Raw genomic sequence first — 16,940 nt, 5'->3', positions numbered from 1 at the left:
GGGCGAGCGCGAAGACGCGTCGCCCGCGACTTTACCGGTTGCCATCCCGGGGCCCCGGTCGGCATAGGCAGGCGCCACCCGCTCCCGGAGACCTTCATGCAAACGCCAGCCGCGAGTCCCGCACTGGGGCTCGACTTCGGCACGACCAACAGCGTCGTGGCGCTCGGGACGCCCGGCGGCACGCCCGAACTCGTGACCTTCGCCGCCCCCGCCGAGACCAGCCCGGTGTTCCGCTCCGCGCTCTGCTTCTGGCAGGACGACAGCGGCAAGGGGCTCGCGGTCGATGCGGGGCCGTGGGCGATCGCGGAATATATGGAATATCCGCTCGACAGCCGGTTCATCCAGTCGTTCAAGTCGGTCGCGGCGATGAAGACGTTCGAGCAGGCCTCCGTCTTCGACAAGCGCTATCGCTTCGAGGAGATGGGCAAGCTGTTCCTCGACAAGCTGATCGCGCATGCGGGCGGCAAGCTCGACACGCGGCCGCAGCGGATCGTGGTCGGGCGACCGGTCGAATATGCCGGTGCGCGGCCCGACGAGGCGCTGGCGCGGACGCGCTACGACGCGATGTTCAAGGGGTTCGGCGCGGAGATCCATTATGTCTACGAACCGCTTGGTGCTGCGTACAGCTATGCGACGCGGCTGACCGAGCCCGCGACGATCCTGGTCGCCGATTTCGGTGGCGGGACGAGCGATTTCTCGGTCGTGCGCGTCGCCGAGCCGGGCGCGGCGCGACGCTGTACGCCGCTCGGCCATGCGGGCATCGGCATTGCGGGCGACCGGTTCGACTACCGGATCCTCGACCGGCTGGTGCTGCCGATGCTCGGCAAGGGCGGCGCGTACAAGTCGTTCGGCAAGGAGCTCGAGATCCCGCGCGCCTATTTCGCCGATTTCGCCGACTGGTCGCGGCTCGCGCTGATGCGCAACCGCAAGACGATGACCGAGCTCGAGCGGTTGCAGAAGACCGCGATCGACCCCGATGCGATCGGGCGGATGATCGCGGTGATCGAGAACGAGCTCGGCTATCCGCTGTACGACGCGGTCGGCACGTTGAAGCGCGCTCTGTCGCAGGGCGAAGATGCGCATTTCCATTTTGCGGGCGCGGGGCTGGAGATCGAGGCAGAGGTGACGCGCGCGCAGTTCGAGGGCTGGATCGCCGACGACGTCGCGCGGATCGAGGCGACGGTCGACAGCGCGCTGGTCGCGGCGAAGGTCGGCGGCGGCGATATCGACCGCGTGTTCCTGACCGGCGGATCGTCGCTGATCCCGCGGGTGCGGCAGATCTTCGTCGAGCGGTTCGGCGAGGCGGCGATCATGAGCGGCGGCGAGCTGACCTCGATCGCGCACGGCCTTGCGCTGATCGGCGAGCAGGACGACATCGCGGCGTGGTCTGCATGATCCCGCGGGTTCTTCTCGGGACGGCGCAGGTGCCGGGCGGCGGCGAGTTGCGGCTGCTCCAGCGCGGCGCGGAATTCTCGATCATGCTCGGCGCGAACGAGCTGATGAACAGCCGGCTGAGCGGGTCGGAAGAGGCGCTGGCCGAGCAGGCGTGCGAACGGATCGGCGCGCGGCCGGGCGTGCGGATGCTGATCGGCGGGCTCGGCATGGGCTTCACGTTGCGGGCGGCGCTCGCGCGGCTCGGGCCCGATGCCGAGGTGGCGGTCGCCGAGATCGTGCCCGCGGTGGTCGAATGGGCGCGCGGGCCGATGGCGGCGCTGCACGGCGACAGCCTGACCGACCCGCGCACGCGGATCTTCGAGGGCGATGTCGCCGCGGCGATCGCGGACGGGGAGTGGGACGCGATCCTGCTCGATGTCGACAATGGCCCCGACGGGATTTCGCGGCCGGGGAACGACCGGCTCTACGGCGCTTCGGGGCTGGCGCGGGCGCGTGCCGCGCTGCGGCCGGGCGGGGTGCTCGCGGTCTGGTCGTCGGCGCCGAGCAAGCCGTTCGCCCGCCGGCTCGACGAGGCGGGGTTCGTGGTCGACGAGGTCGTCGCGCGCGCGACGCGCAAGGGCGGCGCGCGTCACGTGATCTGGTTCGCGACCAAGGCATGATCTGGCGCTGGGCTCTGCTGGTCGCGCTGTCGGCGCTGGTGGCGGGGGCGCTGGAATGGATCGGATTGCCCGCGGGGCTGTTGCTCGGACCGATGATCGCGGCGGTCGTGCTCGCGGTGCGCGGCTGGTCGCTGGGGGTGCCGATCCTCGCCTTTCGCGGCGCACAGGCGGCGGTGGGGACGCTGATCGCGGGGTCGATCACCACCGGGATCGTCGCGACCGTTGCGCAGCACTGGCCGGTGTTCCTCGCGGTCAATGTCGCGACGCTCGCGGCCAGCAGTGTGCTCGGCTATCTGCTCAGCCGCTGGCAGGTGCTGCCGGGCACCGTCGCGGTGTGGGGTTCGACGCCGGGCGCCGCGAGCGCGATGGTGCTGATGGCACAGGCCTATGGCGCGGATTCGCGGCTGGTCGCGGTGATGACCTATACGCGCGTCGTGTGCGTCGCGGTCGTCGCCTCGGTGCTGGCGGCGGTGATGGTCGGCGGCGGCAGCGGGCACCATCCGGCCGCGGCGTGGTTCGTGGGCGTCAATCCGGTCGCAGTGCTGCGGACGGTGGCGATCGCGGGCGTGGGCGCGATTCTTGGCGTCAAGCTGCGGCTGCCGGCGGGCGCGCTGCTCGGACCGCTCGTGCTGGGCGGGGTGCTCAACGTCACCGGGATCGCGCAGCCGGTGCTGCCGCAATGGCTGCTCGCGATCAGCTATGCGGTGGTCGGGTGGAAGATCGGGCTGTCGTTCACGCGCGATACGCTCCGCGTGGCGGGCAAGGCGATGCCGCGGATCCTGCTGTCGGTCGGGCTGCTCATCCTGTTCTGCGGCGGGATCGCGGCGGCGCTGACGCGCTGGGCGGGGATCGATCCGGTCACCGCCTATCTTGCGTCGAGCCCCGGCGGGATGGACTCGGTCGCGATCATCGCCGCGTCGAGCCCGGTCGACGTGCCGTTCGTGATGGCGTTGCAGGTGATGCGGTTCCTGGGCGTCTTGCTGATCGGACCGCCGCTCGCGCGGTTCGTGGCGACGCGGCAGGGCGGGGTGGTCCCGGTCATTCCGACCTAGGCGTGGATCGACCCGCCTAACCCCAATCCGTTCGTGCTGAGCGAAGTCGAAGCACCTGCGCGCGCGGCCTGCCCTTCGACTTCGCTCAGGGCGAACGGAGTTGGGGGCGTTACCGGTAGTCCCGGCCTGTAACCTCTACTTCGCTCAAGGCGAACGGGGTTGGGGGCGTTACCGGTAGCCTCGACCCGTCACTTCCACTTCGCTCAGGGCGAACGGGGTTGGGAGCGTCACCCCTTGGTCGGGCGATAGGCCTCGACGTCGATCTCGTGGCGTTTCAGCTTGTCGTAGAAGGTCTTGCGCGGGATGCCGAGCGCGGCGAGCGCGGAGCGGACGTCGCCGCTGACCTGGTGGAGCGTCGCGCGGATCGTCGCTTCCTCGAACTTGTCGACGCGCGCGGGGAGCGGCAGGTCGCCATCCTCGTCCGCCGGCGCATCCGCCTCGACGCGCAGCACCAGCCGCTTCGCCAGATTGTCGAGCTCGCGGACATTGCCCGGCCAGTCATGCTGGCCGAGATAGGCGAGCGTCGCGGTGTCGATCGTCGGCACCTCGCGCCCGAACCGCTCGGCGGCCTGGTGCAGCAGATGCCCGAACAGCAGCGGCACGTCGTCGCGCCGTTCGCGCAACGGCGGGATGCGCAGCCGCACCGCGTCGAGCCGGAACAGCAGCTCGGCGCGGAACCGGCCGTCCTCGACCGCCTGGTCGAGCCCGGGTTTCGCCGCGGCGATCACCCGCAGGTCGAGCGCGCGGGGCAGGTCGCCGCCGACCGGCATGACCTCGCGCTCCTCGAGCACGCGGAGCAATTTGGCCTGGACCGCGGGCAAGGTGCTCTCGATCTCGTCGAGGAACAATGTGCCGCGGTTCGACGCCTCGATCCGGCCGGTGCGCGGGAGGCGGGAATCGCCGTCATGACCGAACAGCTCGATCTCCGCGACCGCCTCGGGCAGCGCGGCGCAGTTGACCGCGACGAACGGCCGCGACCGGCGGTTGCTCCAGCGGTGGAGCAGCACCGCGACCAGCTCCTTGCCGGTCCCGGTCTCGCCCTCGACCAGCACGTCGATATCGGCCTGCGCGATCTGCCGCATCGTCTCGCGCAGCCGGACCATCACCGGGGTCTCGCCGATCAGCGGTTCGGCGCCGATCGTCTCCTCGGCGGCGGCGCGCAGCCGGCGATTGTCGAGGACGAGGCGGCGCATCTCGAGCGCACGCCTGGCGCCCGCGATCAGGTGATCGGTCGCAAACGGCTTGGGGATGAAGTCGAACGCGCCGTTCTTGAGTGCCGCGACCGCCATCGCGACGTCGCCGTGGCCGGTCATCAGCAGCACGGGGATCTCGTGGTCGATCGCGGCGATGCGGCGGAACAGCTCGAGCCCGTCCATCTTGGGCATGCGGATGTCGGACACCACCGCGCCGTCGAACCCCGCATCGATCCGCGCGAGTGCGACGGTCGGATCACGTTCGGCGATCACCGCGATCCCGGCGAGTTCGAACGATTGTTCGAGCGCACCGCGCAGCACGTCGTCGTCGTCGACGAGCAGGACGCTCTGCTCGCTCATGCTTTTACCAGGATCATGCGGAAGACGGCGCCTCGTGGAGCAGGGACGAGGTCGAGCGTGCCGCCGAACTCGGTCATGATGTCGCGCGCGATGCCGAGCCCGAGGCCAAGGCCGTCGGTCTTGCTGGTCGCGAACGGTGTGAACAGGTCGTCGGCGATGCCGGGATCGATCCCGGGGCCGTTGTCGGCGACGGTCAGCACGACGTCGCGGCCCTTGCGCCCGACGGTGACGTCGACGCGCGCATCGGGCCGCTCGGCGACCGCGTCGAGCGCGTTCTGGAGCAGGTTGACGAGCACCTGTTCGAGCCGGACGCGGCCGGCGATGACGGTCAGCCGCGCCTCGGGCCCGCTCGGCAGATCGAGCGTCACGCCCTTCGCCCGGAAGCGGTCGCCGATCAGCAGGCGGACGCCGTCGATCGCCGCGTCGAGCGCGACCGGGCCGATCGAGCCCGCGCCCCGCCTGGCATAGCGCCGCAGCCCCGCGGTGATCGTACCGATCCGGCTGGTCAGCTCGACGATCGCCTGCAGGTTGGTCGCGGCGCGCGCGGGTTCGTCGCGCGCGAGGAACGCGGCGGCATTGTCGGCAAAGGTGCGGATCGCCGCGACCGGCTGGTTGATCTCGTGCGCGACGCTCGCGGTGATCGTGCCGATCGAGCCGACGCGGTTGGCATGGGCGAGCTCCTCGCGCGCCTGGCGGAAGCGCTGGTCGGCGGCCTCGCGCTGCTCGACCTCGATCTGCAGCCGGTCTGCGGTGGCGCTGAGCTCGGCGGTCCGGCGTGCGACTTCGGCCTCGAGTTCGGCGCGCGCACCCGCGTTGCGCTTGCGGCGCTGATGCAGCCACCATGCGCCGAGCATCGCCGCGATCGTCGCCAGCGCGGCGATCGTCGTCGCCGAGCGCGTCCGCACGGCCGCGCTGCGCAGCGCGGCGTCGAGCGGCTCCATATGGACCAGATGCCAGCCCGCGATCGGCACGGGCAGCGACACCGTCACCGCGGGCGTCCCGTCGCCGAGCCGCGACCGGTCGTCCGCCAGCGTCAGCGGTGCGCGGAGCAGCGGCAGCGTGCCGAACTGCCGCGTCTGCGCGAGTGTCCGACGCCGTGCAGGGGACAGCGCGCGCGTCGTGTGGAACTCGAGTCGCGGATCGCTGGAGATCAGGATCACGCCGTCCGCATCGACGACGAAGGTCGCCATGTGATCCTGGATCCAGGCCTGTGCGATGCGGTCGAACTCGACCTTGACGACGACGACGCCGAGCGGCCGTCCCGCGCGGTCGATCCGTCGCGAGAGATAGAGGCCGGGGCGTCCGCTGACGCTGCCCAGCGCGAAGAACTCGGTCGCGCCCGACGCCATCGCCTTGGTGAAATAGTCGCGGTAGCGATAATCATGGCCGAGAAAGCTGTCGGGGCGGTCCGCATTCGACGCGGCGATCGTCATCCCCTGCGTATCGAGCGCGTAGATGACCGGTGCACCGGTGCGCGCCGCGAGCAGCGCGAGCTTGGCATTGAGCGCCGGATCGACCGTGCCCGACGCGAGGGCCGCGCGGACATCGGTATATTCGCCGAGCATGACCGGGAGCAGGCGATAGGTCTGCAGTTCCGCCTCGAGCAGCCGCAGGTTGCTGCGCGTCTGTTGCATCGCCCGGAGCCGGACCGCGGCGGTCGCATCCGCCACCGTCCGCCGGCCATAGACGGAGGCGACCACCGAGACGATCACGCCGAGCGCGGCGAACGCCATCAGCACCGCCAACGCGGTCGTCACCAGCGAGGATCGAGTCCGTCTCATCTGTGCGGATTATCACACACATTCGCGTGGCGCCATCGGCAAAAATGTGCATTTTCCGCACATTCGAAGCATCGGTACGGCGCAAACTCACGCGAATCCAAGGGTTTGACGTGCTTGACGTGATCACTTGTAGTCCGGGGTCCGGCCCGGCATTACCGCCCTCACTAACGTCCCGCGTGAGTGGACGAGACTTTCAGGAGGCGATGTTGACCCTACCATCCCAGACATATGCGGTCGCGGAAACGCCGGCACGCAAAGGCTGGACCAGCCAGCTCTATATCCAGGTGCTGATCGCGATCGCGCTGGGTGCAGCGCTCGGGCATTTCTATCCGACGTACGGTGCGGCGCTGAAGCCGCTCGGCGACGCGTTCATCAAGCTGGTGAAGATGATCATCGCCCCGGTGATCTTCCTGACGCTCGTCACGGGTATCGCCGGGATGAAGGAACTGGGCGCGGTCGGTCGCGTCGCGGGCAAGGCGTTCGCCTATTTCCTGTTCTTCTCGACGCTCGCACTGATCGTCGGCCTGATCGTCGCCAATGTCGTCCAGCCGGGCGCGGGGATGAACATCGACGCCGCCTCGCTCGATACCAAGGGCATCGCCGACTATACGGTCAAGGCGCATGAGACGACGATCACCGGGTTCCTGATGAGCATCATCCCGGACACGATGGTCAGCGCATTCACCGACGGCAACATCCTGCAGATCCTGCTGATCGCGATCCTGTTCGGCATTTCGCTGAGCCTGGTCGGCGAGCCTGCCAAGCCCGTGCTCAACTTCCTCGAGCGTCTCAGCCTGATCGTCTTCAAGCTGGTCGGCATCCTGATGCGCGCCGCCCCGCTCGGTGCGTTCGGCGCGATCGCGTTCACGATCGGCAAATACGGGATCGGCAGCCTCGCCAATCTCGGCGCGCTGGTCGCGACCTTCTACCTGACCGCGGCGCTGTTCGTCGTCGTCATCCTCGGCACCGTCGCGCGTCTGACGGGCTTCTCGATCTTCAAGCTGATCAAGTATCTGAAGGCCGAACTGCTGCTGGTGCTCGGCACCTCGTCGTCGGAGGCCGCGCTTCCGAACCTGATCCAGAAGATGGAGGCTGCGGGCTGCGAGAAGTCGGTCGTCGGGCTGGTCGTGCCGACCGGTTATTCGTTCAACCTCGACGGCACCAACATCTACATGACGCTGGCCGCGCTGTTCATCGCACAGGCGACCAACACCGACCTGACGCTGGGCCAGGAACTGCTGCTGCTCGTCGTCGCGATGATCTCGTCCAAGGGCGCCGCGGGCGTCACCGGCGCGGGCTTCATCACGCTGGCGGCCACGCTGTCGATCGTGCCGACCGTGCCGATCGCGGGCATGGCGCTGATCCTTGGCGTCGACCGCTTCATGAGCGAGTGCCGCAGCCTGACCAACTTCATCGGCAATGCGGTCGCGACGATCGTCGTCGCCCGCTGGGAAGGTGCGCTCGACCGCGACAAGCTGAACGCGGCGCTGTCGGGCCAGCTGCCCGAACTCGCACCGGCGCCGATCACGACCGCCGCCGCTCCTGCCGCATGATCCCGACGGGGCCGGCGTTGGCCGGCCCCGCGACCAGTACCGGATAGCTTTTATGACCTCGATGATGATGCGCCGCGTGCGCCATGCGGCCGGCTTTGCCGTCGCGACCCTTCCCGCAATGGCGCTCGCCCAGGCCGCGCCGCAACAGGCTGCTCCCGAAAGCGCACCGCCCAAGGCGCGCGAACGGCTCGGTCCCGTGTCCAAGGACGCGGCCGGCACCAGCGCGGCCTCGCCGATCGCCGAGAGCTATCCCAATGCCGCGGTCGGCGACGGCGTCACCGCGGGCGGCTACAACCAGTCACGCTGGGCGGAGGACTGGTCGAAACTGCGCGACCCGGCCAAGCGCAAGGACATCATCGACCAGCTGAAATTCATCTCGATCGCGGGCGACGGCGACGTCTACCTGACGCTGTCGGGCGAGGCGCGGCTGCGCGTCAACCACACCACCAACCCCAATCTGCGCGACAGCGAGGCGCAGCGGCAGGACATCCTTCGCCTGTTCGGCGGCGCGGACCTGCATGTCGGCGAGCATCTGCGCTTCTACGGTGAAGTCGCGCACGGCACGCTCGAGGGTGAAAATCTCGGCAACGTGCTGCCGAACCTGCGCAACAAGCTCGCGGTGCAACAGGCGTTCGTCGACCTGACGGGCACCGTCGCTGATGTCGATGTCGGGGTGCGCTATGGTCGCCAGACCTTTGCTGACGGCCCGAACCTGATGGTCGTGCCGCGCGACAACAACACGCTGTATTTCGGGTTCAACGGCTTTCGCGCCTGGGCGCGGACCGCGGGCGTGCGCGCCGACGTGTTCGACTTCAAGCCGACCGCCTACGGCACGCAAGGCACGCGCGACGACGATGCGGAGAGCGCACGGCGCTTCTCGGGCATCTCGACCGGCGTCGTCCTGCCCGACACGCTGTTCGGCGGGTCGAAGCTCTATCTTGATCCGTTCCTCTGGCGGCTGCGCAACCGCAACGCGGTCTGGGGCACCGACAATGCGCGCGAGGTCCGCAATTTCTACGGCCTGCATTTCTGGGGTGATGCGGGGCCGGTCAATCTCGACTGGACCGTCAATTATCAGGGCGGCAGCTATGACAACCGCTCGATCAAGGCGTGGCTGATCCTGCTCGCGCAGACCTACAAGCTCGGCAAGGGGCGCAACGCGCCGCGCGTCGGCTTCCATGCAGACTATGCCAGCGGTGGTGGTGCCTACGGGAACGGCACGCTGCGCACCGCGCTCGCACCGTTCGGCAACAACATCTATTACAGCTATCAGCTGTTCGCGACGCCGACCAACCTGATCGCGGTCGCGCCGAACGTCAGCTTCACCGTGCTCGACAAGCTGCGTCTGACCGCGGAATATCAGCTGTCGTGGCGCGATTCGCAGAATGACGCGGTGTACCGCGCCAATGGCAGCGCCTTTGCCGGCACGCAGAATGTGTCGGGCAGCAAGATCGCCGACACGATCCGTTTCCAGGCGGTCTATCCGATCTCGTCGCGGCTGTCCTTCACCGGCCGCTACGAGCATCTGATCGCGGGGTCGTCACTGACCCGCGCCGGGTACAAGAACTCGGACTTCCTCGCCGGCTGGCTCAGCTACCGCTTCTGATGACCTCGATCCTCCCCCCGGCGGGGGAGGATCGTGACGGCACGCGATACCGTCAGGATTAACCTGCGTCGCACCCACCCGTATTTTCCGTCCTTCCGACCATACCGGTCCTTCAATTTCGTGATCGACTGTGGCACATGGGCTCCATCATCAGGAGTCACATGGTCATGGATCTGAGCTTCACACCCGACGAAGAGGCCTTCCGCGAGGAGGTGCGCGACTTCTTCCGCGAAAAACTCCCCGCGCGTCTCTCGACGCTGGTCCGCGAGGGCAGGCGGCTGCGCAAGGCCGACATGGAGGAATGGCACGCGATCCTCAACGACCGCGGCTGGCTCGCCAATCACTGGCCGCGCGAATGGGGCGGGCCGGGCTGGAGCGTGATCCAGCGGTTCATCTTCGACAATGAATCCGCGCTCGCGCACGCGCCGCGCGTGGTGCCGTTCGGCGTCAACATGCTGGGGCCGGTGCTGATCAAATACGGGTCGGAGGAGCAGAAGCGCCACTGGCTGCCGCGCATCCTCGACGGCTCCGACTGGTGGTGCCAGGGCTATTCGGAGCCCGGCGCCGGCTCCGATCTCGCCGGGCTCAAGACCACTGCGGTGCGCGAGACGCGGGATGGCCGCGAGGTCTATGTCGTCAACGGGCAGAAGACCTGGACGACGCTCGGCCAGCATGCCGACATGATCTTCTGCCTCGTCCGCACCGACCCCGCCGCCAAGAAGCAGGAGGGGATCAGCTTCCTGCTGATCGACATGAAGACGCCCGGCATCGAGGTCCGCCCGATCACGTTGATCGACGGCGAGCAGGAGGTGAACGAGGTGTTCTTCACCGATGTCGAGGTGCCGGTCGAGAATCTCGTCGGTACCGAGAATGACGGCTGGACCTACGCCAAATATCTGCTGACCTATGAGCGGACCAACATCGCCGGGGTCGGCTTCTCGATCGCGTCGTTCGAGCAGCTGAAGACGGTCGCGCGGACGCAGACGAAGAATGGCCGGCCGCTCGCCGAGGATCCGCTGTTCGCGGCGCGGATGGCGCGGGTCGAGATCGACCTCGCCAACATGCAGACCACCAATTTGCGCGTCGTCGCGGCGGTGGCGGGCGGCGGTGCGCCGGGCGCGGAAAGCTCGATGCTCAAGATCAAGGGGACCGAGATCCGCCAGGAGATCACCGCGCTGACGCGGCGCGCCTATGGCTCCTATGCCGCGCCCTATATCCCCGAGGCGCTCGAGGCGGGGTGGAATGGCGAACCGGTCGGGCCCGACGATGCGGCGACCGCGTCGCCGAGCTATTTCAACAACCGCAAGCTGTCGATCTTCGGCGGATCCAACGAGATCCAGAAGAACATCATCTCCAAAGCCATATTGGGTCTCTGAGCATATGAACTTCGAGCATAGCGATGACCGCCGGATGCTGGCCGACACGCTCGTCCGGGCACTCCGCGACGGCTATCCGATCGAGACGCGCAACGCGGGTGCCTATGGCGAGGCGGGCTACGACCCCGCCGTCTGGCAGCAGCTGACCGAACTCGGCATCGTCTCGGCGCTGTTCGACGAGGCCGCGGGCGGATTCGGCGGCAGCGGGTTCGACATCATGGTGGTGTTCGAGGCGCTCGGCCGCGCGCTGGTGGTCGAGCCGTTTCTCGGCGCGCTGATGGCCGGCCGCGCGCTCGCCGCCGCGGGCGGGCACGACGCGGTGCTGGCGCAGATCGTCGCGGGCGAGACGATCGCCGCCTTCGCGCACGAAGATGCGCAAAATCCCGTGACCGCCACGGCTGCTGGAGACGGCTGGACACTGAACGGCACCAAGGCGGTCGTGCACCAGGCAGGCGCCGCATCGGTCTTCGTCGTCAGCGTCGAACAGCCGGGCGACCCGCTGGTCCTGCTCGTCCCCGCCGATGCCGCCGGGGTGTCGGTCCGCCGCTACAGCGTCGTCGAGGGCGGCGGCGCGGGCGAGGTGACGTTCGACGGCGTTGTGCTCGGCGCAGACGCCCGGATCGGCACCGACGGGCAGGGGCGTGCGATCGTTGATGCGGCGATCGAGGCGGGGCTGCTCGCGCTGTCCGCCGAGGCGCTCGGCGCCATGGCGTTCGTCAAGGAGGCGACGCTCGGCTATCTGCGCGACCGCAAGCAGTTCGGCGTGCCGATCGGCAAGTTCCAGGCGCTGCAGCACCGCATGGCGACCGTGCTGCTGGAGATCGAACAGGCGCAGTCCGCCGTGATCAACGCGGCGGCAGCGTTCGACGGCGACGACGCGACCGCGCGCGCGCGGGCGCTGGCGGCGGCGAAATACACGATCGGCCGGACGGGCGCGCTGGTCGCGGAGGAATCGATCCAGCTCCACGGCGGGATCGGCATGACCTGGGAATATGCAGTGTCGCATTATGCCAAGCGACTGGTGATGATCGACCACCAGCTCGGCGACGAGGACCATCACCTCCAGCGCTATATCGACCTCGCCAAGGCCGCCTGAGGCCCGTCGAACGGCCTCACCCGCTTCGTCACCCTGATTTTCGTCAGGGTGACGGAAGGGTGGATGGGCGCGCGACCTACCGCCCGCGCTTGCCGATGATGGGCCGCAGGCGGACGCCGAGGCAGATGACGGTCGGCCAGAACATCGTGTTCGCGACATCGACCAGCGTGTCGTCCCAGCGCCACGACCCGTAGTTCAGCCGGTCCATGATCTCGTTGAACGCCTCGCCCGCCGCGACCACGGTCCAGGGGATGAAGGTGCCGAACGAGCGCCGCGTGATCAGCCGTGCGATCATCAGCAGCGCCATGCCCGCATGGATGTGCAGGATGGTGTCGGGAAGGCCGGTACCGTCGCCGACCCAGTCGATCCACTGATGGTAGATTTTGGGTAACACGTAGAGCCTCCGCCGCGGGCAGGGTGCTGCCCGGGCGGGGGCTTACCGTGATGCTCGGCGCAGCGATACCGGCGTGATCAGCCGCGCACCGCCTTGCGGCACGCCTTGACCAGATTGACGATCAGCCCCGACAGCGTCGAATAATTGGCGTGGTGATAGGAGGATCCGTCACCAAGCTCGCCCGTCAGGCGGCGATGCGCCTTCGGCAGCGCATGATAGGGCAGCCCCGGCAGCAGATGGTGCAGCGCGTGATAGCGCAAGCCGACCGGCGCCCAGATCTCGGCAAGCAGGCCCGGCGGCGGCACGTTGACGCTGTCGAGATACTGGTCGGTGATGCTCATCGCATCGCCCTCATTCTCCCACAGATGCGCGACAAGCGTGCGGACCTGGTTGAGCACCGCGATCGCCGAGACGATCGCGAGGAAGGTTAGCGAGGCGGCCAGCGGGAACACGCCGGTCGCGGTCAGCACGACGAAGCTGATCGCCCAGATGCTCGCCGCGGTCTCCCAGATCCGCCAGCTGCGCAGCGCGGCGCCCTCGGGCGGCTTGCGGCGGAACTGCGGGTTGATCGCGAGCGCGGAATAGCGCGTGACGACGATCTCGCGCAGCTTGGGCGATAGTAGCGACAAGGGCGCGAGCACGCCGTAGCGCAGGATCAGCCCGATCGGCAGCAGCGCCGACACCAGCACGAAGATCGCGAGCGTCGCCGCCGGCCCGCGGGCGAGCGGCATATATTCGGGATCGCGGTTCGTGCCGTAGCGGGTCTTGGCATGGTGGAGCGTGTGGACGCCCTCGTACATCAGCGACGGCATCATCACCGGCACACCGAACAGGATGTTCCACCCCGCAGTGAAGCCACGCACCGCGTTCGGCTTCATGTGCGACAGTTCGTGGATGAAGCTGAGCGCGCGGTACAAGGCGAGCACCGCGACGACCGCGCCGAGGAGCTTGGCCCAGACCGGCGTCGCGACGATCGCCACCGCCATGCCCGCATAGCCGAGACCCGCGGACGCGATCAGATCGGTCCAGTAGACGATCGGGCGCGCCGCATGCAGGTCGCGCGTCAGCGACGCCGCGGCCTTGATCATCGCGATATCCTCGCGACCCGCCTGCGCCGCCTTAGGACGCGCGAGCGCGGCCGAGGCCCGCGACAGGGTCGCAGCAAGGGGGTCGGGCGTGACGAATGCGGTTGCCATGATCATACCATTTTCGGGTGACGTATCGTCGTCGATACAGAAGAATTCAGGCTGAAAAATGGTGACGGGACGACCGGAATCAACCACCCGGCCGGGCCGCGACCGATTGCGCGCCGCCGTTGCAACCGACATGCGGGGCCGTGAAGACCCTCCTGCATCGTTGATCTGAATTAGGAACACTTTACTGGCGCAATCGTTAGGGCGGTGGTTCCCAACCGGGCTCATTTTCGAGAAAGCGAATTTTATGAAGACATTGATCCTTGGCGCAGCCGCGCTTGCCATGACTGCCCTCCCCGTCGCGGCGAGCGCAGCACCGGCAACCGGCAACGCTGCAAAGTCGCTGTCGGTCGCGTCGTCGGTTCGCACAGGCACCGCCACCAAGCGCTCGAGCAAGATCGCAGCGGACAGCATCGCACCGCTCGTCATCGGCGTCGGCATGCTCGCGGGCGTCACCTACCTTGTCATCGACAAGGAAAATGACGACGACAACTCGGACAGCAACTGAGTTAAGCGCGGGGGCGGCGGTCGCGCCGCCCCCGCAACCTCTGTCGCCCGGTATCGGGCGATAGACGTTTCAAGGCCGCGACGTGTAGGGCTGGGACATGACCCGTATCGTCCGATGCTGCGCCCTGATCGTCCCGTCGCTCGCACTCCCCCTGGCATTGTCGGCCTGCGATCCGCCACGCTGGGCGCGCGGGGGCGCCGATACGGACAGCCGCGACCCGATGGCGCGGCGTGATGCCGATTTCAGGCGCACCGAGACGCAGCGAGTCGCGCAGGATATTGCCCGGACCGAAGAGTCCGTCCGCCTCTCGATTGCCGAAAAGCGCATCGAGGCACTCGAAAAATCGCTCGCGGAGATGCAGACCACGCCCGAGACGGTCGAGATCGACCTGCTCAAGGGCCGTCTCGCGGCCGTTGAGGCCAAGGCCTATGCGCTGCAGGATGCCCCGCCATCCGCGCCGCCCGCCGCCGCTGCGACGCCCACCCCGCGCCGCGCGGCAAGCGCCGACGCCACGACCACCCGTCGCGATCCATCACGCCCGCCCTTGCGCCTGCCCCAGCTCGAATCCGCGCCGCGCCGCGCCACCGAGGCCGAAAAGGCTGCGTTCAACGCCAACCGCCGCTGACACGATTCCCCTATAATCCGGCCTGATCGATCATCGATGCGATCTCGGCCGGCAACGCGGTTTCCGCCTTGGGCAATAGGCGGTTGAGTGCGGTCTGCACGCGTTTGGTGGCGACCTGATACGCCTTGTGCCGGATCGCGCGCGTTGCGTTCGTCCGCCAGGAGGAGCTCTCACCGAGCAGCGCCTCCCATTTGGCCTCCTCGGCAGCGAGGATCGAGAGTGCGAGACGAAGCCCGTCCCGCCGTCCGCGTGCATAATCGTCGGACATCGCCGGCATCTCCATCATGCGCCCCCGGTCCCTGACAAGCGAGGTTCGCTTTGTACCCCGACCACCACGAAATCTCCCCGTGATCAAGAGCTTGGTCGCATGCCGACCGCGGCGCGTGGCGTCGGGGTGCAATACCGCTTGCCGGCAGGGCCGTCTGGCCTAGTGTGCGGGCATGATTAATCGGCGCACTGTCATCGCTTCTTCTCTCGCCCTGTGCGCAACCTCGGCGATCGCCGCGGCGCCCGCGCGGCGTGGCCGTCTGAAGCAGTCCGTCAGCCGCTGGTGCTATCAGGACATGCCGCTTGATGCGCTGTGCGCCGCCGCGGCGCGGATCGGGCTGGACGGCATCGACCTGCTCCAGCCCGCCGAATATGCGGTGCCGCGCCGGCACGGACTGCGTTGCACCATGGGCTATGCCGCCGACATCATGACCATCCCCAATGGTTTGAACCGGCGGGAAAACCACGCGGCGATCGAACGGGCGTTCCGCATCGGTATCCCGCAGGCCGCCAAGGCAGGCGTCCCCAATGTGATCGCCTTTTCGGGCAATCGCCGCGGCCTGTCCGACGCGGAGGGCGCCGACAACGCCGTCGCGGGGCTGAACCGTCTCAAGCGGATCGCCGAGGATCATGATGTGACGATCTGCGTCGAGCTGCTCAACAGCAAAGTCGACCACCCCGATTACATGGCCGACCACACCGCCTGGGGCGTGCGGGTCGCCAAGGAAGTCGCGTCGCCCCGCGTGAAGCTGCTCTACGACATCTACCATATGCAGATCATGGAAGGCGACCTGATCGACACGATCCGCAAGAATATCGAGTGGATCGGCCATTTCCATACCGGCGGGGTTCCCGGGCGGCATAATCTCGACGGCACGCAGGAGGTCGACTGGCGGGCAGTGGCGCGCAGCGTCGCCGATCTCAAATTCCAGGGTTATTTCGCGCATGAATTCGTGCCGGTCGGCGATCCCCTGACGGCGCTTGCCCAGGCGGTCCGGACCTGCACGGTGTGACCGGGAGCCGGACGGTCGACGCTTCGTAACTGCCGGGGCCAGCGCGTGGCCCGGGACTCAGCGCATCGCGAGCTGCGTCGTCAGCGCGCGCGGCGTGATCGTCATCACGCCGTCCTCGATCGTCACACGTCCCAGCCGCGCGATCTCGGGCTGGCCGAGCAGCGTATAGGGCATGCCGCGCTGGCCGATGCGCATCGCCATCCGGCCGAGGCTCTGCCCGCCGATCTCGACCGAGGCGACACGCGCGACGCCGAGCCGGGTATAGCCGCCGATGCCGATCGCCGTCTCCTCGCGCTGCACGGCACGGTCGGCCCCTGTCACGCGCGCATCGTCCGCCGACAGGATGGTGTAGGCCGCGCCGGTGTCGACGATCGCACGGATGCGGACGCCGTTGACCATCATCGCCGCGACGAAATGCCCGCCCCAGGGATCGCGATTGATCCGCAGGACATGCGGCTGCCCGAAGGTGACCGGCTCGTCGAGGTCGGCGGGGTCGATCTCGATGCGGGGGGCAGGTGGCGGCGCATAGCTCACCGCGGCGACCATCGTCCGCTGTGGCTCGATGCAGGTGACGACAGTGCGCGACAATATGTGCCCCTCGTCGTCCTCGTCGGTCGTCTCGGTCGTCGTGATCACCGCCATGCCCGGCGTCGCCGTGCCGCCGCGCCAGGCGGTGTCGACGATGCGCGTCCGACCGTTGATCGTGGTGACGGTGCGCACGGTGTTCGCCGGGACATCCTGGATTTGTCCGCCGATCGCGACGCGGACCTGCGCGGCGGCAGCGGTAGCGGACAGCGCGGACGCCAGCGCGATCGCGAGTGCCCCTGCGCGGACGGTTGCTCTGATGCCCACGGCAGTCCTCTTTTCCT

General features: G+C 68.1%; 16 protein-coding genes. 10 read left to right on the top strand and 6 right to left on the bottom strand.

Annotated elements, in window-relative coordinates; genetic code table 11:
• Positions 1–96: 96 nt before the first annotated feature.
• Genes J3A66_RS07590 through J3A66_RS07580 form a run of 3 tightly spaced genes read left to right on the top strand, consistent with a single transcriptional unit; the run spans position 97 to position 3,106 of the window.
• Positions 97–1,395, top strand: coding sequence for an Hsp70 family protein (locus J3A66_RS07590; RefSeq protein ID WP_209568064.1), 1,299 nt, complete (start codon positions 97–99; stop codon positions 1,393–1,395).
• A complete protein-coding gene (locus J3A66_RS07585) occupies positions 1,392–2,054 on the top strand; it encodes a hypothetical protein (RefSeq protein WP_209568062.1) in 663 nt (220 codons plus the stop codon). The genes J3A66_RS07590 and J3A66_RS07585 overlap by 4 nt, the downstream gene beginning before the upstream one ends.
• Positions 2,051–3,106: an AbrB family transcriptional regulator gene (locus J3A66_RS07580; RefSeq protein ID WP_209568060.1), complete on the top strand. Its 1,056-nt coding sequence runs from the start codon at positions 2,051–2,053 to the stop codon at positions 3,104–3,106. The genes J3A66_RS07585 and J3A66_RS07580 overlap by 4 nt, the downstream gene beginning before the upstream one ends.
• A 227-nt stretch (positions 3,107–3,333) precedes the next feature.
• Here the strand turns inward: J3A66_RS07580 and J3A66_RS07575 are convergent, their stop codons facing one another.
• Positions 3,334–4,659, bottom strand: a complete 1,326-nt coding sequence (locus J3A66_RS07575; RefSeq protein WP_056409201.1) for a sigma-54 dependent transcriptional regulator — start codon at positions 4,657–4,659, stop codon at positions 3,334–3,336.
• On the bottom strand, positions 4,656–6,416 hold the full coding sequence (locus J3A66_RS07570) for an ATP-binding protein (RefSeq protein WP_056679588.1): 1,761 nt from the start codon (positions 6,414–6,416) through the stop codon (positions 4,656–4,658). Before J3A66_RS07570 ends, J3A66_RS07575 begins: the two co-directional genes overlap by 4 nt.
• A gap of 230 nt (positions 6,417–6,646) precedes the next feature.
• On the opposite strand from J3A66_RS07570, the gene J3A66_RS07565 reads away from it, so the two are divergent.
• The 4 genes from J3A66_RS07565 to J3A66_RS07550 all read left to right on the top strand — a co-directional run bounded on the left by J3A66_RS07565 (position 6,647) and on the right by J3A66_RS07550 (position 12,071).
• The gene (locus J3A66_RS07565) at positions 6,647–7,993 is read left to right on the top strand and encodes a dicarboxylate/amino acid:cation symporter (RefSeq protein WP_260171256.1); all 1,347 of its coding nucleotides are present in this window, start codon (positions 6,647–6,649) and stop codon (positions 7,991–7,993) included.
• Positions 7,994–8,045: 52 nt separating this feature from the next.
• Positions 8,046–9,599, top strand: a complete 1,554-nt coding sequence (locus tag J3A66_RS07560; RefSeq protein ID WP_056409205.1) for an alginate export family protein — start codon at positions 8,046–8,048, stop codon at positions 9,597–9,599.
• Between the two features lie 167 nt (positions 9,600–9,766).
• On the top strand, positions 9,767–10,975 hold the full coding sequence (locus J3A66_RS07555; protein ID WP_209568058.1) for an acyl-CoA dehydrogenase family protein: 1,209 nt from the start codon (positions 9,767–9,769) through the stop codon (positions 10,973–10,975).
• Between the two features lie 4 nt (positions 10,976–10,979).
• The gene (locus J3A66_RS07550; RefSeq protein ID WP_209568056.1) at positions 10,980–12,071 is read left to right on the top strand and encodes an acyl-CoA dehydrogenase; all 1,092 of its coding nucleotides are present in this window, start codon (positions 10,980–10,982) and stop codon (positions 12,069–12,071) included.
• A 76-nt stretch (positions 12,072–12,147) separates the two neighbouring features.
• On the opposite strand, the gene J3A66_RS07545 is transcribed toward J3A66_RS07550, so the two are convergent.
• Entirely contained in the window at positions 12,148–12,465 is a 318-nt protein-coding gene (locus J3A66_RS07545) for a hypothetical protein (protein WP_209568054.1), read from the bottom strand.
• 77 nt (positions 12,466–12,542) lie between these two features.
• Positions 12,543–13,661: a fatty acid desaturase gene (locus tag J3A66_RS07540; protein WP_209568052.1), complete on the bottom strand. Its 1,119-nt coding sequence runs from the start codon at positions 13,659–13,661 to the stop codon at positions 12,543–12,545.
• 244 nt (positions 13,662–13,905) lie between these two features.
• Between J3A66_RS07540 and J3A66_RS07535 the strand changes: the two genes are divergently transcribed.
• Positions 13,906–14,166 (top strand): hypothetical protein, encoded by a 261-nt coding sequence (locus J3A66_RS07535; RefSeq protein WP_037532231.1) that lies wholly within the window; start codon positions 13,906–13,908, stop codon positions 14,164–14,166.
• Between the two features lie 97 nt (positions 14,167–14,263).
• Positions 14,264–14,791 (top strand): hypothetical protein, encoded by a 528-nt coding sequence (locus tag J3A66_RS07530; RefSeq protein WP_209568050.1) that lies wholly within the window; start codon positions 14,264–14,266, stop codon positions 14,789–14,791.
• A 10-nt stretch (positions 14,792–14,801) separates the two neighbouring features.
• On the opposite strand, the gene J3A66_RS07525 is transcribed toward J3A66_RS07530, so the two are convergent.
• Positions 14,802–15,059: a hypothetical protein gene (locus J3A66_RS07525; RefSeq protein ID WP_037531029.1), complete on the bottom strand. Its 258-nt coding sequence runs from the start codon at positions 15,057–15,059 to the stop codon at positions 14,802–14,804.
• 172 nt (positions 15,060–15,231) lie between these two features.
• Here J3A66_RS07525 and J3A66_RS07520 point away from each other — a divergent pair, with 172 nt between their 5' ends.
• Positions 15,232–16,071 (top strand): TIM barrel protein, encoded by an 840-nt coding sequence (locus tag J3A66_RS07520; RefSeq protein ID WP_209568048.1) that lies wholly within the window; start codon positions 15,232–15,234, stop codon positions 16,069–16,071.
• A 57-nt stretch (positions 16,072–16,128) separates the two neighbouring features.
• Here J3A66_RS07520 and J3A66_RS19520 read toward each other — a convergent pair whose 3' ends face one another.
• Positions 16,129–16,923 (bottom strand): retroviral-like aspartic protease family protein, encoded by a 795-nt coding sequence (locus J3A66_RS19520; protein ID WP_209568045.1) that lies wholly within the window; start codon positions 16,921–16,923, stop codon positions 16,129–16,131.
• Between the last annotated feature and the right edge of the window lie 17 nt (positions 16,924–16,940).

The sequence above is a fragment of the Sphingomonas sp. PvP018 genome (genome assembly GCF_017876865.1).
In the GTDB taxonomy this organism is placed as follows: domain Bacteria; phylum Pseudomonadota; class Alphaproteobacteria; order Sphingomonadales; family Sphingomonadaceae; genus Sphingomonas; species Sphingomonas aerolata.
Note: the sequence above shows the minus strand (reverse complement) of the source record. Positions and strands in the feature narration are given on the sequence as shown.

What these genes read in the sequence shown, in the direction of transcription:
- J3A66_RS07590 (WP_209568064.1), top strand. Translation starts at nt 97, where the DNA reads ATGCAAACGCCAGCCGCGAGTCCCGCACTGGGGCTCGACTTCGGCACG.
- J3A66_RS07585 (WP_209568062.1), top strand. Translation starts at nt 1,392, where the DNA reads ATGATCCCGCGGGTTCTTCTCGGGACGGCGCAGGTGCCGGGCGGCGGC.
- J3A66_RS07580 (WP_209568060.1), top strand. Translation starts at nt 2,051, where the DNA reads ATGATCTGGCGCTGGGCTCTGCTGGTCGCGCTGTCGGCGCTGGTGGCG.
- J3A66_RS07575 (WP_056409201.1), bottom strand. Translation starts at nt 4,659, where the DNA reads ATGAGCGAGCAGAGCGTCCTGCTCGTCGACGACGACGACGTGCTGCGC.
- J3A66_RS07560 (WP_056409205.1), top strand. Translation starts at nt 8,046, where the DNA reads ATGACCTCGATGATGATGCGCCGCGTGCGCCATGCGGCCGGCTTTGCC.
- J3A66_RS07555 (WP_209568058.1), top strand. Translation starts at nt 9,767, where the DNA reads ATGGATCTGAGCTTCACACCCGACGAAGAGGCCTTCCGCGAGGAGGTG.
- J3A66_RS07550 (WP_209568056.1), top strand. Translation starts at nt 10,980, where the DNA reads ATGAACTTCGAGCATAGCGATGACCGCCGGATGCTGGCCGACACGCTC.
- J3A66_RS07540 (WP_209568052.1), bottom strand. Translation starts at nt 13,661, where the DNA reads ATGGCAACCGCATTCGTCACGCCCGACCCCCTTGCTGCGACCCTGTCG.
- J3A66_RS07535 (WP_037532231.1), top strand. Translation starts at nt 13,906, where the DNA reads ATGAAGACATTGATCCTTGGCGCAGCCGCGCTTGCCATGACTGCCCTC.
- J3A66_RS07530 (WP_209568050.1), top strand. Translation starts at nt 14,264, where the DNA reads ATGACCCGTATCGTCCGATGCTGCGCCCTGATCGTCCCGTCGCTCGCA.
- J3A66_RS07525 (WP_037531029.1), bottom strand. Translation starts at nt 15,059, where the DNA reads ATGTCCGACGATTATGCACGCGGACGGCGGGACGGGCTTCGTCTCGCA.
- J3A66_RS07520 (WP_209568048.1), top strand. Translation starts at nt 15,232, where the DNA reads ATGATTAATCGGCGCACTGTCATCGCTTCTTCTCTCGCCCTGTGCGCA.